Origin of the sequence: Pseudoalteromonas sp. DL-6 (genome assembly GCF_004328665.1) — a bacterium.
Classification (GTDB): domain Bacteria; phylum Pseudomonadota; class Gammaproteobacteria; order Enterobacterales; family Alteromonadaceae; genus Pseudoalteromonas.
Window position 1 is genome coordinate 1,929,194 of record NZ_CP019770.1, and the last position, 18,123, is coordinate 1,947,316.

The following is an 18,123-nucleotide window of genomic DNA, read 5'->3' on the forward strand; positions in this document are numbered from 1 at the left end:
AAAACGCCTGCCTTATTCAAAAAATAATGGGGCACGTTGTTTTTTACCAACTTCGTTCATCGTTGCTGCGTCGAACAAGCGGCCGTTGATCATGGTGTAATCAATTTTGTCTGAATCGCGGATGTTTTTCAGTGGGTCGCCATCTATAACCATTAAATCTGCCAGTTTACCGACTTCTAATGAGCCTACGTTTTTATCTAAACCTAGGTATTTAGCAGGATCGAGCGTTGATGCTCGAATAGCCTCAAGCGGCGTCATACCACCTTGAGCAAACATCCACATTTCCCAGTGCGCACCTAAACCTTCACGCTGACCATGTGCACCTAAATTAACCAGTACACCTAAATCTTGTAGTTCAGCTGCCACACGTGCATTGTTAAAGTGGTTATAGTGATGATCGGGCGCTTTAACACGACGCATTGAGCGTGGTAGTAACTGGTTTTTAGGCACAAATTTACTTAATCGAGGATGATTCCACACATCAGTTTTATCGTACCAGTAGTTTTCACCCCAAATACCGCCATAAGCAACCACCAATGTAGGTGTATAACCTACATCACTTTGTGACCACAACTGTTTAATATCATCATAAATATGTTCAACCGGAATGGAATGCTCAATCCCTGTATGCCCATCAACTACCATACTCAAGTTATGTTGTAATAATGAGCCCCCTTCTGGTACCACCATCATTTCAAGTTCACGACCAGCCTCAATCACTTGCTGACGCTGCTCTCTGCGAGGTTGGTTATAAGATTTAACACTAAACGCCCCTACTTTTTTCAAACGCTCTAAATGAAATTTAGCATCATCTAATGAATCAATATGCGAAGTATAACCAGGCATATTCGCTCCATATAAAATGGTACCGGTAGAGAAAATACGCGGGCCGACAATCATACCGGCTTTTTGCATTTCACTGGCAGTGAATATTTCAGTGGTGTCGTTTGATGGATCGTGGATGGTGGTAACACCCAGCGCAAGGCCTGCAAAATTTTTCCAGTTTTGTTGTGGAATAATTTCATCGCTTGCTTGTGAGCCATGCGCATGCGCATCAACCATACCAGGCATAATTGTTTTGCCTGTTACATCAACAACCTTAGCATTTTTTGGAATGCTAATATCTGCAGCAGAGCCAATAGCTTTAATATGTTTACCATCGGTAACAATAACGCCATTTTCAATGACTTTTTCGCCGTCCATGGTAATAATTTTTGCGCCAGTTAAGGCAACCATGCCTTCTGGTTCAGCCATTTTTTTACTAAAACCAATGTTAGTCCCGCTTTTGACTTTAACGTCTTGGTCATCGGCTTTATTAATAGCAAACATTCCCTCTAAGCTGGCATGGTATAGCTCAGGGCCAAGTGTCCAATAGAGTTTATTGCTGTTGGCACTCCAGCTAATATTTTCACCAGCACGAACAGATAATTGCTCAATTGGAAATTGGCTGTCTTTAGGCCCAATATTAATGGTTTTACCGCGCTCAACAAACGGTGTTACAAACACTTTAAAGCGCTCTGCAAATGCTAAGTACTCACCATCAGGTGAGACCCTAAATTCAGTGGCATGCTCTGACTCATAGAGTTTGCGCACTTTTTTACTTTCAAGCTCAACCACACTCAACGTCGGTTTAGGCCATGGGCTCATAATATAAACACGATCGTTGGCACTACCAAACTGCGGTTGGTAGCCACTTTTAGAAATTAGTTCACTTTTACCGCCTTTAGCACTGACACTGTAAACCCCAGGATGCAGTGACCATTTAGGATTTAAAATGCTGCCGCCGCTGGCTTTACGATATATCACTGTTTTGCCATCTGGACTAAAGGTAGGCTCTACATATTTACCCGGTTCGTCGGTAATCGTATCGCCGCGACCACTGCGTGCAGAAACAACGCGCACTGTCCCTTGTTCATTATCGTCCCACGTGGTGTAGACAATTTTTTTACCATCACGAGAGTACTGTGGAAATAACTCATAATGATCGGTTTGCTTGGTTAAACGTTTGATTTTTCCTGAGTCTAAATCGCGTTTATAAATATGACCCAGTGCTTCAAAAAGTGCTGTTTCACCATCTGGGCTAATTTGTACATTTCGCAGCATTTTTACATCAAACTCTTCAGTATCGATATTTTGAGTAAAACGCACTGCTTTTTGAATTTTTTTCGTGGTATCTACTTTGAATGCAATATCGCTGACAGATTTATCATCGACATTGAGTTTATGAAGGGTGCCACCAGCCCAAAATACTAGTTCTTCATTATCTGGTGTCCACGCAATTGTTGGGTATACCCCATGAATAGCCCACGTTTCTTGCATATCGCGCTCTAGCTTGTCATATAGTTTGGTATGCTCACCGCTGGTTAAATCGTATAAGTACAAACTAGTTTGAAAGTCATCGCGCTTTATATAAGCAAGTTTTTTACCATCAGGTGACGGGGTCGGTCTGATTGCCCCACCCATACCACTAATAATCGTTTCTATTTCACCCGTTTCGCGGTCATAACGCTTAATTTTATAAATACCCGCAACCGAGTCTTTTGAATAATGAAAGGTTTTACCTGGGGTGGCATCATGAGAAAAATAAACATAACGACCATCAGGTGAAAACATCGGCTCACCTAAATCTTTTTGATCGTTTTCACGCTTAGTCAATTGAACCCCTTTACCACCCGCTTTATGATAAAGCCATACTTCACCCGCGCCCAAAGAACGACTGGCGGTAAAGTGCTTACGTGCAACTAAATAATCGCCATCAGGGCTCCATGCCGGGCTATTAAGTAAACGAAACGTTTCATCCGTTACTGCGGTTTGGTTCTCGCCATTAACGTCCATAACCCAAATATTATCACCGCCCCCCTGATCTGAGGTAAATGCGATATGTTTACCATCTGGGCTAAAACGCGGCTGCATTTGCCATGCGATATCTGAGGTTATTTGAGTGGCTTTACCACCGCTCATTGGCATAGTGTAAATATCGCCCAGTAAGTCAAATACTAAGGTTTCTCCGTCAGGGCTTATATCTACATTCATCCATGTGCCTTGTTGCACACTAATTGATGCATCTACAAATTGTCCTTTTGGTGAATCAACTTGCCATTTTGTTTCATCTGTTTGCTCTGCGTGTACTTGGCCTAATGCCAATGAAACCGATAACGCAAGCGCTGTTTGCAGCATTTTTTTCATGCTTATCTCACTTATTATTGTTGCTGTGTGTTGCTCTATTACATGATTGCAACAAAAACGCTAGCAAGTTACCAGCGTAATAGGATGAAGTGCATAAAATTAATGCCAAACGATAGGATCAAATTGATAAAAATCCACCAGCAGACGGTAAATCTCGGGGTCTTCACGGCGTAAATCCGCAGGTTTCTCTAAAAATGTTTCGGTGATCACCGCAAAAAATTCAGCCTCATTTGTAGCTCCGTAACTATGAATAACATGCGGCATACTGTAGGCTACGTGCGTTTTTAACTGCGAAAATGCTCGGCTAAATACCTTGCCCCATTGTTGATATTGAGCCTGCGATGAAAGCAGTGGCGTGCCGGTGGTTTTACCGGTTTCTTGATCAAGTTGATGCGCAAACTCATGAAACACTAAATTATGCCCATCACTGGGTAAGCGATTACCCTCAAGCACATCATGCCAGCTCAGCACCAGCGTGCCTCCTGGCCACGACTCACCCTGCCTTACGGTATTATGAAAACTAACAAGTCCAGCGTTATCACGACTCGACTGAGGCGCATAATAGGCGCTGGGATAGAGTAAAATTTCCTTCACGTTTTTATACAAAGGCCAAGGTTTATTTAGTACCAGCAGGCAAGCATCGGCGGCAATAATGAGTTTCATTGCTTCAGTTAGTTGTAACCCATCACAGCCAACAAAGCGCTTTTCATTTAAAAACCATACAATATGAGATGCTAACTTGGCTCGCTCTGCATCGGTCATTTTGTTATAGATTGGCATAGCCCGTATTAACAGCGCATGCTGTTGTGGGCTTAATGATAAGTTACTGTATTTACGACGCCATAGGGTATTTTGAATATCAGACCAACGCCAAAAAATGGCTATAAATACAATTAAAACAAAAATTAATAGCGCATTTATCATTGGCTCACCCTAAGTCAAACCATTTAGCTTTAACGCTAAAACACCGCGTCCTCGATTATTTAAATAATATGGGTACTGAAGAGCTGTTTTTCAATCACACCACTTCAGTTCGATTTCGGCCATTGTTTTTAGCTTTATACAAAGCTTGGTCAGCATGTGATAATAACCGATCGTAATCATCGACGTTATCTGAGTCAGAAACACCAAAGCTCACGGTTACGCTAAGCCCCTGGGCAATAGACGAAAAATCTTTATTTTCGATTTCTTTGCGTAATTGCTCACATAATTGCTGTGCTTGCACAGTATTCATGTCAGGAAATACAAATGTAAATTCTTCACCGCCCCAACGAGCCACTTCTTGCTCGCCTTTACAATGCGCTTTAAGAATATTGGCGACTTCGCATATAACCTGATCGCCAATCAAATGAGACCAGCCATCATTAATTCGTTTAAAGTGGTCAATATCCATAATGGCAATCGCAAGCGGGGTATTACGCGCTTTAAAATCTGTAAAGTTGTCGGCCAGCCAACCATCAAATGCCCGGCGATTCGGTAAGTCGGTGAGCTGATCATGGGTAGCTTGATAAGCAAAGGCACTTGCTTGCTCTTGCAGTGCTTGAGTTTGCTTCACCACTCGGCTGGTTAATTCTTTTTCTACTTGTTTATAGTGGTACAAGCGATAACGATATGCGCTGTATATAACAACAACAAAAATAAAAAACACTAATAACTTAAAGCTGGTTTTTTGCCAAAAATGCGATTGAATTTCAAAATGAATCACTTTGTCATTTTGCTGCCAATCGGTATTAGGATAGGCAGAACGCACTGCAAATGAATATTTTCCTGCGGGTAAATTAGTATACTCAGCTGTCGCAATGTGCAAACGATCGACCCATTCATCATCAAAACCTTTCATTTTTGTTTGAAAGTTTAATCGCTGCGGCATAATAAAACTTAAGCCCGCATAATGGAACGACAGCCGTGTAACTCCAGGTGGCAAAACAAGTGTTTCACCATCAACAGGCAGTAACATGGGTTTACCATCAACAGAAAAACTTTCTACAATAGTTGGTAACGGTATCTCGGTGGCTTCTTTTAATCGCGCGGGTTTAACCGTACTCACCCCTTTTGCGGTGGCAAACCAAATAGTACCATCTGAATGCGCTGTAGCCGAAGGCGTTGACCCTCCATTGGCTTGCGCACTGAGCATGCCATCGCCTTCATCATATAATTGAAAAGCTAGCGACTGACTATTGTTTGTAGGTGAATCTAGTAGCTGATTAACCTGTTTATAATTAACTTCAATAATGCCACGGTTACTTGATAGCCAGAGTGAGTCTTTAAACGGCACAATTTGAAAAAGCTTATCAACCGGTAATCCTAACTCCCTCCCTAAAATAGTCATATGGCCATTTGAATGTTGATAACGCAATAAACCTCTATCGGTCGCCATCCAGGTATATTTATCGTCAATATAAAAGCCAAACGCATATTTAGCCGAAAACGCTTTAGGGAACTGAATTGGTTTAAATTTATCCGTTTGGGTATTGTAAACTACTACGCCATTGCCAGTGCCTATCCAAATATTAGCCCTCTTATCCTCACTCAAAGCTAGAATAAAGCCACTCGGTAACTCTTTCTCATTAGTAAATTGCACTAAACTGCCGTCGGTATTAACTCGCGTTAACCCCATGGCTGAACCTATCCATAAACGATTTTTTGAATCAAAAAGTAACGAGCGTACTTCATTACTACCAAGGCCATTATCACGATTTAAGTAAGGTACAAGCTCGTTATTCACCACCTTTAACACACCTGAAGTATAAGTACCGACCCAAACATCACCTTGGCTTTGTTCAAGTAAGCTCAATACTGAATAAGGAGAGCCTTGCTTAGTGCCTTTAATATGGGTAATTTTATTATTTTGCAGCCGATCTAAGCCTGTACTCCCGCCTATCCATAAACTGCCATCAGAATGTGAAAGTACCGTTCGTACGTAGTCGCTAGATAAGCCTCGCTTTTTTCCCCACGATGAAAACGGGGCTTCTCTTAATCTAAATACACCCGCGTTGGTACCTACCCAAATACTGTTTTCTCTGTCTTGCAATAACGACAATATGCGGTTTGCAGGTAAGCCATTTTTAGCATCTAATTGTTCTATGCCATCAACACTAAGCCTAAATACCCCTTTATTAATAGTGCCAAACCATAAATCACCATGGTTATCTTCTAATAAACTAGAAATAGACTCGGCATTAAGCTGTGGATGGGGCGACTCGAACACATTGCCATTTAATACTCGCGCACCTCTTTCACTGCCAATAACAAGACGACCTTCACGAGTAATCAATAGAGTATATACAGGTGCATCTGGCAAACCATGATGTGGAGTCATCAATTTAGCCGTGTAGTTAACTATTTTATACAGCCCATCACTGGTTGCCGCCCATATAACCCCCTGCTTATCCTCAATTATTCTGTAAGCACTAACGTTTTGTATTATTGGGATATCTTGAGTGCTTTTGGCAGGTCGATAAAACACACCATCATTTTCAAGTGCCAACCACAAATCCTCGTTTTTACTCTTAAATACGTGATTAACCATTGCTTGGGCATTAGGTTGAGTGTCCCATTCTCGGTGCTGATATAAACTAATACCGCCGCGCGCTCCGGCTATGAGTAAGCCGCCATCGGATGTGGGGGTAAGCGCACGTACGCCTGAGTCAGGCAAATCGGTAATTTCTGAGCGGGTAAATAGTTTAAATTCTTGACCGTTAAAGCGGGCAAGCCCTTCCCAAGTACCTACCCATAAATAGCCATCTTGTGTTTGTGCAAGGCTATTAATACTATTGTGAGGAAGGCCCGAACGGGTATTCCACGTTTCAAAAAAATAATCGCGCAACGGCAGGCGAGTCTGTTGCTGAGCATCAACAGTAAAAATCACCAACAAGAAGCATAAAATCACCAAGCGATTCATCAGACACTGCCTTTATAATTATTAGTTTTTATATTTGAGTAAATTCAAGGTGAAAATTTAATTAAAAAACATCACCAACAAATAATAACATAAGATTTACAACTTTTTCATTAAGTATTATCACTTAAACTATCAAATGTATGTTGTAATTGTTGAACGAACTTAGCCACATGTAGTCCATCTAGTAACGCATGATGAACATCAATGGAGAGTGGCATTTCGCCGGTATTAGGGTTGTATTGGCCGAACACAAATTTAGGAATGCCACAGCTTTGACCCTGGGTAAACGCATGCGAAAAGCTACTAAAGTTTAACCAAGGTAAAACAGAAACGTGAATTAAATCAGCTTGCCCTTCTGTTGCCGCAAAAGCATCAGAAAACAGCGGGTTTAACTTTGCTTCATGACTAATCGCTTTTGCTTTATTAGCAAACTCATTTAACGAGTTTTGCTGTTTAAAATAACTAAAGCGAAACGAGTCATCATCGGCAAGCTCAACAACACTCGCGCGCATGGTGTTTAAATAATAAGGTTTTTGATTAACAATACGCAGCATCATCGGCTCATACTCATGACATGCTTTTAATAAGCAATAAACATAACCATGAAAAAAAGCACTATTAGTTTGCTTACACACGGTATATAGCTTTTTAGCACTGAGCTTTACACAAACATTAAAATAAGGCTGAGTGAAGTTTTGAAACAATTCAAAATGTTGTTTGCGCGGCCACTGATCAAAATCAATAGCCCGAAGAGATAAATCGGCAGAAGACATAAATTATACACAGAGCAAAAGTAAAATTTTACCTCGCTTTGCCTATATTCGCATTAACTAAAATGATGCTTTGGGTGTAGTTATACCAAAGTCTTATATAGGCATAAAAAAAGGAGCGATAGTCGCTCCTTTTTTGAACCGTGTGAAAACTTAAAGTCCGTTTTCAATAATTTCTTGAGCAAGTTCATCAGCAATTAAATGCGTTGATTTTTGCTCTTTTTCACTGCGTGTAAAGATTTCAGCTAATGTATCGAAAATCTTCTCTACGTGTTTATTAGACGCCTCTTTACTGTAACCTTCAGGTGCTGTTTCGTAATACACGTTAATAATACCGCCTGCATTTATTACATAATCTGGTGCGTATAAAATACCTTTTTCACGTAAAATTTCACCATGGCGTGACTCTGCAAGCTGATTATTTGCACAACCTGCAACAATTGTTGCTTTTAAACGAGGGATTGTTGTGTCATTGATAGTGGCACCTAACGCACAAGGCGCATATACATCAACATCTAAGTCGTATATTTCATCAATACCAACCGCTGTTGCACCAAAGTCGTTTACTACACGCTCAACTGCAGCTTGGTTAATATCAGTAACAAATAATTCTGCACCAGCTTCAGCCAAGTGTTTACACAAGCCATAAGCCACTGCACCTAAACCTTGCACAGCCACTTTAATACCTGAGAAATCTTGAATGCCGCGTTGATGGTGGAGCGCTGCTTTCATACCTAAAAACGTGCCGTAAGCTGTAAATGGCGATGGATTACCACTTTTGCCTTCAAGGCCTAGCACGTAGTTTGTTTCTTTGTTCATTAAGGCAACATCATCACAGGTGATGTTTACGTCTTCTGCTGAGTAGTAACTGCCATTTAAACGCTCTAATTGACGACCAAATGCACGGAATAGCTGTTCAGACTTGATCTCTTTTGCATTACCAATAATAACTGACTTACCACCACCAAATGGCAAGCGTGCCACAGCATTTTTATAGGTCATCCCTTTTGATAGACGCAGTACATCGTATACTGCATCCTCATCGTTGGCATAATCCCACATTCTACAACCGCCTACAGCTGGGCCTAAGTTTGTGTTATGTACCGCAATAATGGCCTTTAAACCAGACGCTTTGTCTGAACAAAAAACCACTTGTTCATGGTTATCAAATTCAACTTGATTAAATACAACCACTTTAAATACTCCGAAAATAATGAGCCCTTTTGGGCAAGCACGCTACAAATTGACGAGACTTTATCACTTCAGATACTGGTTCGCTATACTATGAGTAGATAAACCAAATAAACCGCACTCAACTGAAAAACAAAACGACTTATTGCGATAAAAATGCATAAAAAAATCAATAATAATCATTTCATTAAATATAAAAACTAAAAACACCACCGCAATTAAAGTTTACGCTTACGTGAACGTCACTCTAAATTTATATGTAAACTTAATCGTACATCTTGAAAAAGAACACTAGCTCATAAAATACAATGGCTTATACAAAAACTGCCTATGTAGCACAAACTGGTCTGAGGTGTATAAGTATCTGCAAATTTAAAAATAAAAAAACGAGCACAGGGTGCTCGCTTTTATGATTACTCCGCAAATTTACTTCATTTTGCTGTCTAGTTCTTCAATTTTTGCTTTCCAAATTGCAGGACCTTGGGTGTGGGCATTTGCACCCTCACTGTCAACGGCAACCGTTACTGGCATATCTTCTACTTCAAATTCGTAGATAGCTTCCATACCTAAATCTTCAAACGCAACAACACGTGCTTTTTTAATTGCTTTAGATACTAAGTATGCCGCACCACCTACAGCCATTAAATACACTGACTGATGCTTTTTAATAGATTCAACCGTTGCTGGGCCTCGTTCAGCTTTACCAATCATTCCCACGATGCCTGTTTTTTCTAACATCATGTCGGTAAATTTATCCATACGAGTAGCCGTTGTCGGGCCAGCAGGACCTACTGCTTCATCGCCTACTGCATCCACAGGACCAACGTAGTAAATAAACTTGTTATCAAAATCAACACCTTCAGGTAAACCTTCCCCTGAGTTGATCATATCTTGCAGACGCTTATGAGCAGCATCTCGACCCGTTAAAATAGTACCTGATAGTAAAACGGTTTCACCCATTTTCCATTCTTTAGTGTCTTCTTTAGTCAGGGTATCCAAATTAACACGGCGTGTGCCCTCACCGACTTCGAAAGTCACTTCTGGCCAATCTTCTAATTTAGGTGCTTTTAAATTCGCAGGGCCTGAACCATCAAGCGTAAAGTGTACGTGGCGCGTAGCAGCACAATTTGGGATCATAACCACTGGCTTTGAAGCCGCGTGAGTTGGCGCCGTTTTAATTTTAATATCAACAACCGTGGTTAAACCGCCAAGGCCTTGCGCACCAATACCTAACTTATTAGCACGTTCAAAGATTTCTAAACGCAGTTTTTCTTCTGTTGTTTCTGCGCCACGCTCAATTAGTTCATGAATATCAACAGGATCCATTAATGACTCTTTCGCCATTACCGCTGCTTTTTCTGCCGTGCCACCAATACCTATGCCTAGCATGCCTGGTGGACACCAACCCGCCCCCATTGTCGGTAGCGTTTTTTCAACCCACTCAGCCACATCGTCAGATGGGTTTAACATCACCATTTTACTTTTGTTTTCTGAGCCGCCGCCTTTAGCAGCCACCATTACTTCAACTTTATCGCCTGCAACTAAGTCAATGTGTACCACTGATGGCGTATTATCTTTAGTATTTTTACGTGTTCCCGCAGGATCAGCAACAATCGACGCGCGCAAGGGATTGTCTGGATTTAAGTACGCACGGCGCGTTCCCTCATCAACCATTTGTTGTACTGTTAAGTCGGTTTTATCCCAATCAACATCCATACCTACTTTTACAAAACAGGTGATGATCCCGGTATCCTGACACAGCGGGCGCTTACCTTCTGCCGACATACGCGAGTTAATTAAAATTTGCGCAATCGCATCTTTAGCGGCTTTGCTCTGCTCTTTGTTGTACGCTTTTTCTAGCGCTTGAACAAAATCAAGAGGATGGTAAAACGAGATGTATTGCAAGGCATCTTCGATGCTATCAATAAAGTCTTGCTGACGAATTGTACTCATAGTGGTTCCTTAAGTTGTTGTTACGCACGCTGCACGTAATCTTTATCAAACCCGTGACGGTGGTTCGAACTGTTTTCAACCACAGCGCTCACTAAACGCTGCCAAAAAAATTTGACTTATGATACCCTCCCAGCCCGTTTCGAGCCAGTTCTTAAAGGGGTAGTAAATGCTAAACAATAAAAAAAATTGTGTTGAATTAGCCATATCACAAAATTGTATAGAGGTATTTTCGCATTTTGCTCATTTACCCTACGCTATTTTGCTAGATTCGGGTGATAGCGATCACATTAACAGTCGTTTTGACATGATTGCGATTGAACCTCAAAGCACCCTAGAAGTTAAAAATAATCAAACTGTTTTTAATAACCAAGCGAGTGCTAAAAGCTGCTTTGAAATAATGAACGATGAATTAGCTAAGCTCGATACAACAAAAGCCGCTAACAATTTACCCTTTAATGGTGGCTGGCTTGGTTATTTTGGTTATGACTTAGGGCGTACCATAGAGCAACTGCCAAGCAGTGCTTTAAACGATATTGATTTACCACAAATGGCCGTTGGACTTTACCTTGATGCACTCATTTACGATAAACAACTGGATACTTGGTTTTATGTTTCGCAGCCCAATGTAAATCGTCTCTGGTTGTATCAGCAATATTTAACGCAACCACCTAAGCACGAAAGCTTTTCGCTTACATCACAGTGGCAGTCAAATATGAGTCAGACAAGTTATAGCGAAAAATTTGCCGCGATTGAAGAATACTTAAAAAGTGGTGATTGTTATCAAATTAATTTAGCTCAGCGTTTTAGCGCTCATTACCAAGGCTCTCCTTGGGCGGCTTATGTTAAATTAACGCAGGCCAATAAAGCCCCTTTTTCTAGTTTTGTTAATCATCCTCAAGGCGCTATTTTATCAATATCACCCGAGCGTTTTATTGCTGTACATGACAACCAAGTAGAAACAAAACCGATTAAAGGCACGCTACCACGTAAAGCCGATGCTTTAGAAGATGCTAAACAAGCCACATTATTGGCAAACTCCACTAAAGACCGTGCTGAGAATGTAATGATAGTGGATCTGTTACGAAATGATTTAGGTAAAGTCGCAAAACCGGGCTCTGTTGTTGTGCCTTCATTATTTGCTATTGAAAGCTTTCCGGCAGTACACCATTTGGTAAGTACAGTTACATCCATCCTTGATGAAGGAAAAACAGCAGTCGATCAACTTGAAGCTGCATTCCCTGGAGGGTCTATTACCGGGGCACCAAAAGTGCGCGCCATGGAAATAATAGAAGAGCTGGAGCCTCACAGACGCAGTATTTATTGTGGCTCTATTGGCTATATCAGCGCCTGCGGTAATATGGATACCAGTATTACCATTCGAACTTTAGTTACTCATCAACAACAAATACATTGCTGGGCTGGCGGTGGCATTGTTGCTGATTCAAAAGTCGAATTGGAATATCAAGAAACATACGATAAAGTAAATAAAATACTCCCTACATTAAATGAAGGTTGCTTTGAATAATGAAACCATTTCGGCTCGTTTTCAATTAAACCGCAGTTTAGCCGTGGTTCAGCTTAAAGATAATAAAAAAAAGCGCGCCAGTGCGGTGATGCTACCTTTGATTGATATAGATAACGAAGCACATATTTTATTATGTAAGCGACCAACCTATTTACATCACCACCCTGGGGAGATTTGTTTACCGGGTGGTAAATTTGAAATTAATGATGTTAACCTGCGCACCACAGCGCTACGTGAATTACATGAGGAGCTAAACATTGCCCCGCATAATGTTCAAGTTTTAGGTCAGCTGCCGGAATACTCTACCCTGACTGGATTTACCATACGTCCTTTTGTGGGCTTGATTAAAAAAGAAACGGTATGGGAGAACGATCACAACGAAGTACAAGCCAGCTTTTTGCTCTCTATCGAAGCGTTAAGTAATGAAGCTAATTGGCAACCAATCCCCTTTGAACGTAATGGAAGAACCCTAACTTTAAATGGCTTCATCACTCCTCACGGACTTTTGTGGGGAGCAACGGCCAGTATTATTAAAAACTTTACAAAGCAACTCGCCATACCAGTTTAAATCTTTGCTAATAAGGGTTACACACCTGGATTTCCACGTTATTATAGTCGACCGTTCAAAGAACAGCTTAATGCTGAGAAAACTAAGTAGAGACACACATTATGATCAGTGCATTTGACATGTTTAGCATTGGTATTGGCCCTTCATCGTCACATACCGTCGGCCCAATGCGTGCATCACGCTTATTTGTTAATGACCTAAACGAGCAACAACTATTAGCAAATGTGACCGATGTAAAAGTAGAGCTTTACGGCTCACTGGGCCAAACAGGTGTTGGTCACGGTTCGGGAAAAGCAGTAATACTTGGCTTAGCCGGTTATGATCCTGAAACCATAGATGCCGATTTGGTGGACGACATTTTAGCAAAAATAGAAAATGAGCAGGTTATTTACCTAAACCAAACTCATAAAGCTAAATTCCCTAAACAAGGCGCTATTGTTTTTCATCGCAGAAAAACACTCCCTAAACATTCCAACGCAATGGAAATTATTGCCTATAACAATGGCGAAAAAGTATATAGCAAAGTTTACTACTCTATTGGTGGCGGGTTTATTGTTACGGATGAAGAGTTTGAAAAAGAAAAACAAGCCGCTTTAGATATACGCGAAGAAAACCCTGCCCCGTTCCCGTTTGGGTCGGCTAAAGAATTACTCGAAATGTGTAAAGAATCGGGTTACAGCGTCTCTACGTTAATGATGAAAAACGAAAAAACCCTACGTAGCGAAGAAGCTATTAAAGACGAGCTATTTAATATTTGGCAAGTAATGAAAGCCTGTATTGAACGTGGTATGCGCACCGAAGGTATTTTACCCGGTGGGTTGAAAGTAAAACGCCGTGCACCAAGTTTATATTTAAAACTTAATGTAGAAGTGAGTAACGATCCACTTCGCGCTATGGATTGGGTTGATTTATTCGCATTAGCAGTAAATGAAGAAAATGCAGCAGGCGGTCGTGTGGTTACTGCACCAACAAATGGTGCAGCTGGTATCCTACCAGCCGTGTTAATGTACTATCATACTTTTATCAAAGAAGTTGATCGCGACATTGCTACTCGGTATTTATTAACCGCGGCCGCTATTGGTATTTTATACAAAAAAAATGCCTCTATCTCAGGTGCTGAAGTGGGTTGCCAAGGTGAAGTTGGTGTTGCCTGTTCAATGGCTGCTGGTGCGCTGACTGAAATTGTTGGTGGTAACGTGGTACACGTAGAAAATGCCGCTGAAATTGGCATGGAACATAACTTAGGGTTGACCTGCGACCCTGTGGGCGGCTTAGTGCAAGTACCCTGTATCGAACGTAATGCAATGGGCGCTATTAAAGCAATTAATGCCTCTCGCCTTGCTATTCGCGGCAGTGGTGAACAAAAAGTATCGCTTGATAAAGTAATTAAAACCATGCTCGATACCGGTAACGATATGAAAACAAAATACAAAGAAACCGCTCGCGGTGGATTAGCTGTTAACATTATCGAGTGTTAATTAGATAGCATAAAAAAAGCCGCTTAGTTGTAAAACTAAGCGGCTTTTTCATTACTGTGTAGCTGTTATTTAACCGGTAATTCGATATCAGCAAATAATTTATCAACATCGTCTTGATTACGCAGCAAACTTGCTCGCTCTACTCGCTCTTTGGTTAAATGCGGTGCAAAACGTTCGATAAAGTCATACATGTAGGTACGTAAAAAGCTACCTTTTCTAAAACCAATCTTAGTGGTGCTTGCTTCAAATAAATGGCTAGCATCAATGCACACTAAGTCGTTGTCGTTTACCTGATCAATTGCCATAGATGCAACCACACCGACACCTAATCCCAGGCGCACATACGTTTTAATAACATCGGCATCGGTGGCGGTAAATACAATATGTGGATCAAGCCCATAGGCGTTAAATGCTTTATCAAGCTCTGAGCGACCAGTAAAACCAAATACATAAGTGATCAAAGGATACTGCGCTATATCTGCCACTGTTAAGTTATCGACTTTTTTCGCAAGAGGATGATCTTTAGCAACCACAATACTACGATTCCAATGGTAACAAGGCAACATAACTAAATCTGAATATAAGTGCAGTGCTTCAGTAGCAATCGCAAAATCTGCATCACCGCGGGCAGCTGCATCAGATATTTGTTGCGGCGTACCCTGGTGCATATGCAATGACACTGCTGGGTATTTTTGGGTAAAGCCTTTAATTACGCTTGGTAACGCATAACGTGCTTGCGTGTGCGTAGTCGCAATATTAAGTTTACCTTGATCGGGCAACGTATGCTCATTAGCCACCGCTTTAATGCCCTCAACTTTTGAGAGTATTTCTCGCGATATATTAATGATTTCCTCGCCAGCACCTGTAACGTGAGTTAAATGTTTACCACTACGGCCAAAAATTTGTACACCTAGTTCATCTTCTAACATACGTACTTGCTTAGAAATACCAGGCTGGGAGGTAAATAAACTCTCAGCGGTAGCTGAAACGTTTAATTTATGATTTTGAACTTCTACGATATATCTAAGTTGTTGTAATTTCATGGCTATGTAGTTTCGTTATAATTCACATTGACAGATTAAAGCGCACCCTATAATTAATAGGTAACTAACTATATAAAAGGCTGATTAAAGTTACACAATATAACAATTAATTTATTGAAATTTCAGGTTAACACAATAAGTAAAATTGAGGTAGCAATGATTATCAGTAAACCAAACATAACATATTAAGATTTAAACGCTTTATATTGGTACTTTTTTTAGTTAATCAGCGCAAAGTTTCCCACCTTTTATATATTTAATGTAAGATTAGTGGATAAGGTTAAGAATTTGAGAATTATAACATGATCGTTTCCATTATAATTGTACTAATTGTTGCGCTTATCGTCATCGCACTATGGGTTAGTGCTGTTCAACAACACAAAGAAAAACAAGAAGCTGAACGACGTAAAGAGCTAACAAAACAAAAAGTTATCATTGAAGAAACTGAAGAAGCACTGATGAATAGTGCCAACATCCCACTCTCAGAGGCAACTCAGCGAGTATTACAACGTCGTATTCATGATGCACTCAGTAATATGGTATCTATTTCAAGCGGTGGTAGCGGGCTTAAAAATCGCTTAAAAGAAGCGAAAGAGCGACTGCAAAACCCTATTCAAGACGGCTCTGAAGGCTTTGTATTACCAAGTAACGACAAACAACTGATATCGCTGATACAGGGTATTAAAAAGCTTCGTACTATTATTCGTTCTGAGCATAATAAAGGCAAAGTAGACAGCCAGGTATTTATTGCAGAAGATAAGCGCCTTGAAAAACTGCAGCTAAGAATAAACATTGAAAGCCAAATAAAACGTGGTATAGCAGCGCAAACAGCCGGGATGATAGGATCTGCTAGGCAATACTTTGAAAAAGCGTCGGCGACGCTTAATAGTGTATCATTTACTGATGATTACATTACGGCAAAACGAGCTGAAGTTGAGGGTTACCTAGAAACAATAAGCAACGAACTAAAGGCATCCAATGCCACATCATTGAAGAAAAAGAATGAGCAAGAGCAAGATGATTTAGACGTGTTGTTTGCACCGAAAAAGAAATGGTAATTCGTTACCTAATAAAAAAGCCCATACAACTGTATGGGCTTTTTTATTGCTAAAGTTTAGTCACGATATAAATTTACATACCCAAACTAAATCGCGTTTTTTAACATAAGCATTAAGATAAAAATGCAAACTTAACAATAAACAGTGCCGTTAAAATCCAGACACTAATACTTACCTGATCTTTTTTACCACACAGCACTTTAACCGCGGTGTAAGAGATAAAGCCCAGTGCAATACCGTGTGCAATTGAGAAGGTCAACGGTGTCATTAATAGTACAACACTCACTGGAATTGCATCGGTCATATCATCCCAATTTACAAATTTTAAGTTTTGTAGCATTAGAACAGATACGTATAAGATTGCTCCTGCTGTTGCGTATGCTGGTACCATTTGTGCCAAAGGAGCAAAAAACATCATCAATAAAAAGCAGCAACCTACAACCACAGCCGTTAGACCCGTTCGACCACCCACTGATACCCCGGCTACAGACTCTATGTATGAGGTCGTTGTTGAAGTACCTAGCATTGCACCGGCTATAGTTGCAGTGCTATCAGCGCTTAATGCACGACCTAAACGCGGCATATTGCCGTTTTTATCTGCTAGACCCGCTTTTTGAGTAACAGCTACCAACGTCCCTGAGGTATCAAATAAATCAACAAATAAAAACGCAAAAATAACACTTAGCATAGACAGTTCAAAAGCAGCACTAAAATCAAGTTGCATGAACGTCGGCATTATTGAAGGTGGCATTGCAACAACACCATGATATTCAACTAATCCCATAGACACTGCAATCGCGGTGACAAGCAAAATACTAATAAGCACGCCGCTTTTAAAGTCGCGATAAAGTAATGCCGCAATAACAAAAAAACTAAAAATAGCTAATAACGGACCCGGTGACGTTATATCACCTAGCTGCACAAGTGTTGCAGGGCTAGATACAATAATACCAGCACTTTTAAGCGCGATAAGTGCTAAGAATGCACCAATACCGGTTGCTATTGCTTGTTTAAGCACCAGAGGGATTGCATTAATAATCCATTCACGCACCTTAAACAAGCTTAATATTAAAAATATACAGCCTGACATAAATACCGCGCCCAGCGCTGCTTGCCAGCTATAGCCCATACCTAACACAACGCCATAGGTAAAAAATGCATTTAATCCCATACCCGGTGCCAATGCCAGTGGATAATTGGCCCACAAACCCATAATAAAACACCCTATTGCAGCAGCAATACAGGTGGCAACAAATGCGGCACCTTGGTCCATACCGGCTTCTGCAAGCATAGCTGGGTTAACGAATACGATATAAACCATCGTAATAAATGTAGTCATACCGGCAATACATTCACGGCGAACCGAAGAATCATTTGCACGGATTTTAAATAAGGCTTCGAGCATAATAAACTTGTGGTTGTAAAAAGTGGCGAGATTTTAGCATAAAAA

General features: G+C 40.7%; 12 protein-coding genes. 4 read left to right on the top strand and 8 right to left on the bottom strand.

Translation table 11 applies throughout. The annotated features are described in order from the left end of the window. Positions 1–12: 12 nt before the first annotated feature. The 6 genes from B1F84_RS08885 to B1F84_RS08910 form a co-directional block, all read right to left on the bottom strand. Complete coding sequence (locus B1F84_RS08885; RefSeq protein ID WP_131691212.1) at positions 13–3,186, bottom strand: amidohydrolase family protein; 3,174 nt, start codon at positions 3,184–3,186, stop codon at positions 13–15. A 99-nt stretch (positions 3,187–3,285) separates the two neighbouring features. Then, positions 3,286–4,110, bottom strand: a complete 825-nt coding sequence (locus tag B1F84_RS08890; RefSeq protein ID WP_131691213.1) for a M90 family metallopeptidase — start codon at positions 4,108–4,110, stop codon at positions 3,286–3,288. 94 nt (positions 4,111–4,204) lie between these two features. Then, positions 4,205–7,087 (bottom strand): ligand-binding sensor domain-containing diguanylate cyclase, encoded by a 2,883-nt coding sequence (locus tag B1F84_RS08895; RefSeq protein WP_131691214.1) that lies wholly within the window; start codon positions 7,085–7,087, stop codon positions 4,205–4,207. A gap of 110 nt (positions 7,088–7,197) precedes the next feature. Further along, a complete protein-coding gene (locus tag B1F84_RS08900; RefSeq protein WP_131691215.1) occupies positions 7,198–7,860 on the bottom strand; it encodes a CatA-like O-acetyltransferase in 663 nt (220 codons plus the stop codon). 150 nt (positions 7,861–8,010) lie between these two features. Then, positions 8,011–9,051 (bottom strand): Glu/Leu/Phe/Val dehydrogenase, encoded by a 1,041-nt coding sequence (locus B1F84_RS08905; protein ID WP_076918514.1) that lies wholly within the window; start codon positions 9,049–9,051, stop codon positions 8,011–8,013. Positions 9,052–9,474: 423 nt separating this feature from the next. Then, a complete protein-coding gene (locus tag B1F84_RS08910) occupies positions 9,475–11,001 on the bottom strand; it encodes a fumarate hydratase (protein ID WP_131691216.1) in 1,527 nt (508 codons plus the stop codon). 166 nt (positions 11,002–11,167) lie between these two features. Between B1F84_RS08910 and pabB the strand changes: the two genes are divergently transcribed. From pabB to B1F84_RS08925, 3 genes are all read left to right on the top strand, one after another. Next, the gene (pabB, locus tag B1F84_RS08915; protein WP_131691217.1) at positions 11,168–12,526 is read left to right on the top strand and encodes an aminodeoxychorismate synthase component I; all 1,359 of its coding nucleotides are present in this window, start codon (positions 11,168–11,170) and stop codon (positions 12,524–12,526) included. Beyond that, positions 12,519–13,094, top strand: a complete 576-nt coding sequence (locus B1F84_RS08920; RefSeq protein ID WP_131691218.1) for a CoA pyrophosphatase — start codon at positions 12,519–12,521, stop codon at positions 13,092–13,094. Before pabB ends, B1F84_RS08920 begins: the two co-directional genes overlap by 8 nt. Before the next feature lie 101 nt (positions 13,095–13,195). Continuing rightward, positions 13,196–14,572, top strand: a complete 1,377-nt coding sequence (locus B1F84_RS08925; protein WP_131691219.1) for an L-serine ammonia-lyase — start codon at positions 13,196–13,198, stop codon at positions 14,570–14,572. 65 nt (positions 14,573–14,637) lie between these two features. Here the strand turns inward: B1F84_RS08925 and cysB are convergent, their stop codons facing one another. Beyond that, positions 14,638–15,615 (bottom strand): HTH-type transcriptional regulator CysB, encoded by a 978-nt coding sequence (gene cysB, locus B1F84_RS08930; protein ID WP_131691220.1) that lies wholly within the window; start codon positions 15,613–15,615, stop codon positions 14,638–14,640. A 302-nt stretch (positions 15,616–15,917) separates the two neighbouring features. Here cysB and B1F84_RS08935 point away from each other — a divergent pair, with 302 nt between their 5' ends. Beyond that, entirely contained in the window at positions 15,918–16,673 is a 756-nt protein-coding gene (locus tag B1F84_RS08935; RefSeq protein ID WP_008466188.1) for a hypothetical protein, read from the top strand. A 112-nt stretch (positions 16,674–16,785) separates the two neighbouring features. Here B1F84_RS08935 and B1F84_RS08940 read toward each other — a convergent pair whose 3' ends face one another. Then, positions 16,786–18,078: an NCS2 family permease gene (locus tag B1F84_RS08940; RefSeq protein WP_008465893.1), complete on the bottom strand. Its 1,293-nt coding sequence runs from the start codon at positions 18,076–18,078 to the stop codon at positions 16,786–16,788. Between the last annotated feature and the right edge of the window lie 45 nt (positions 18,079–18,123).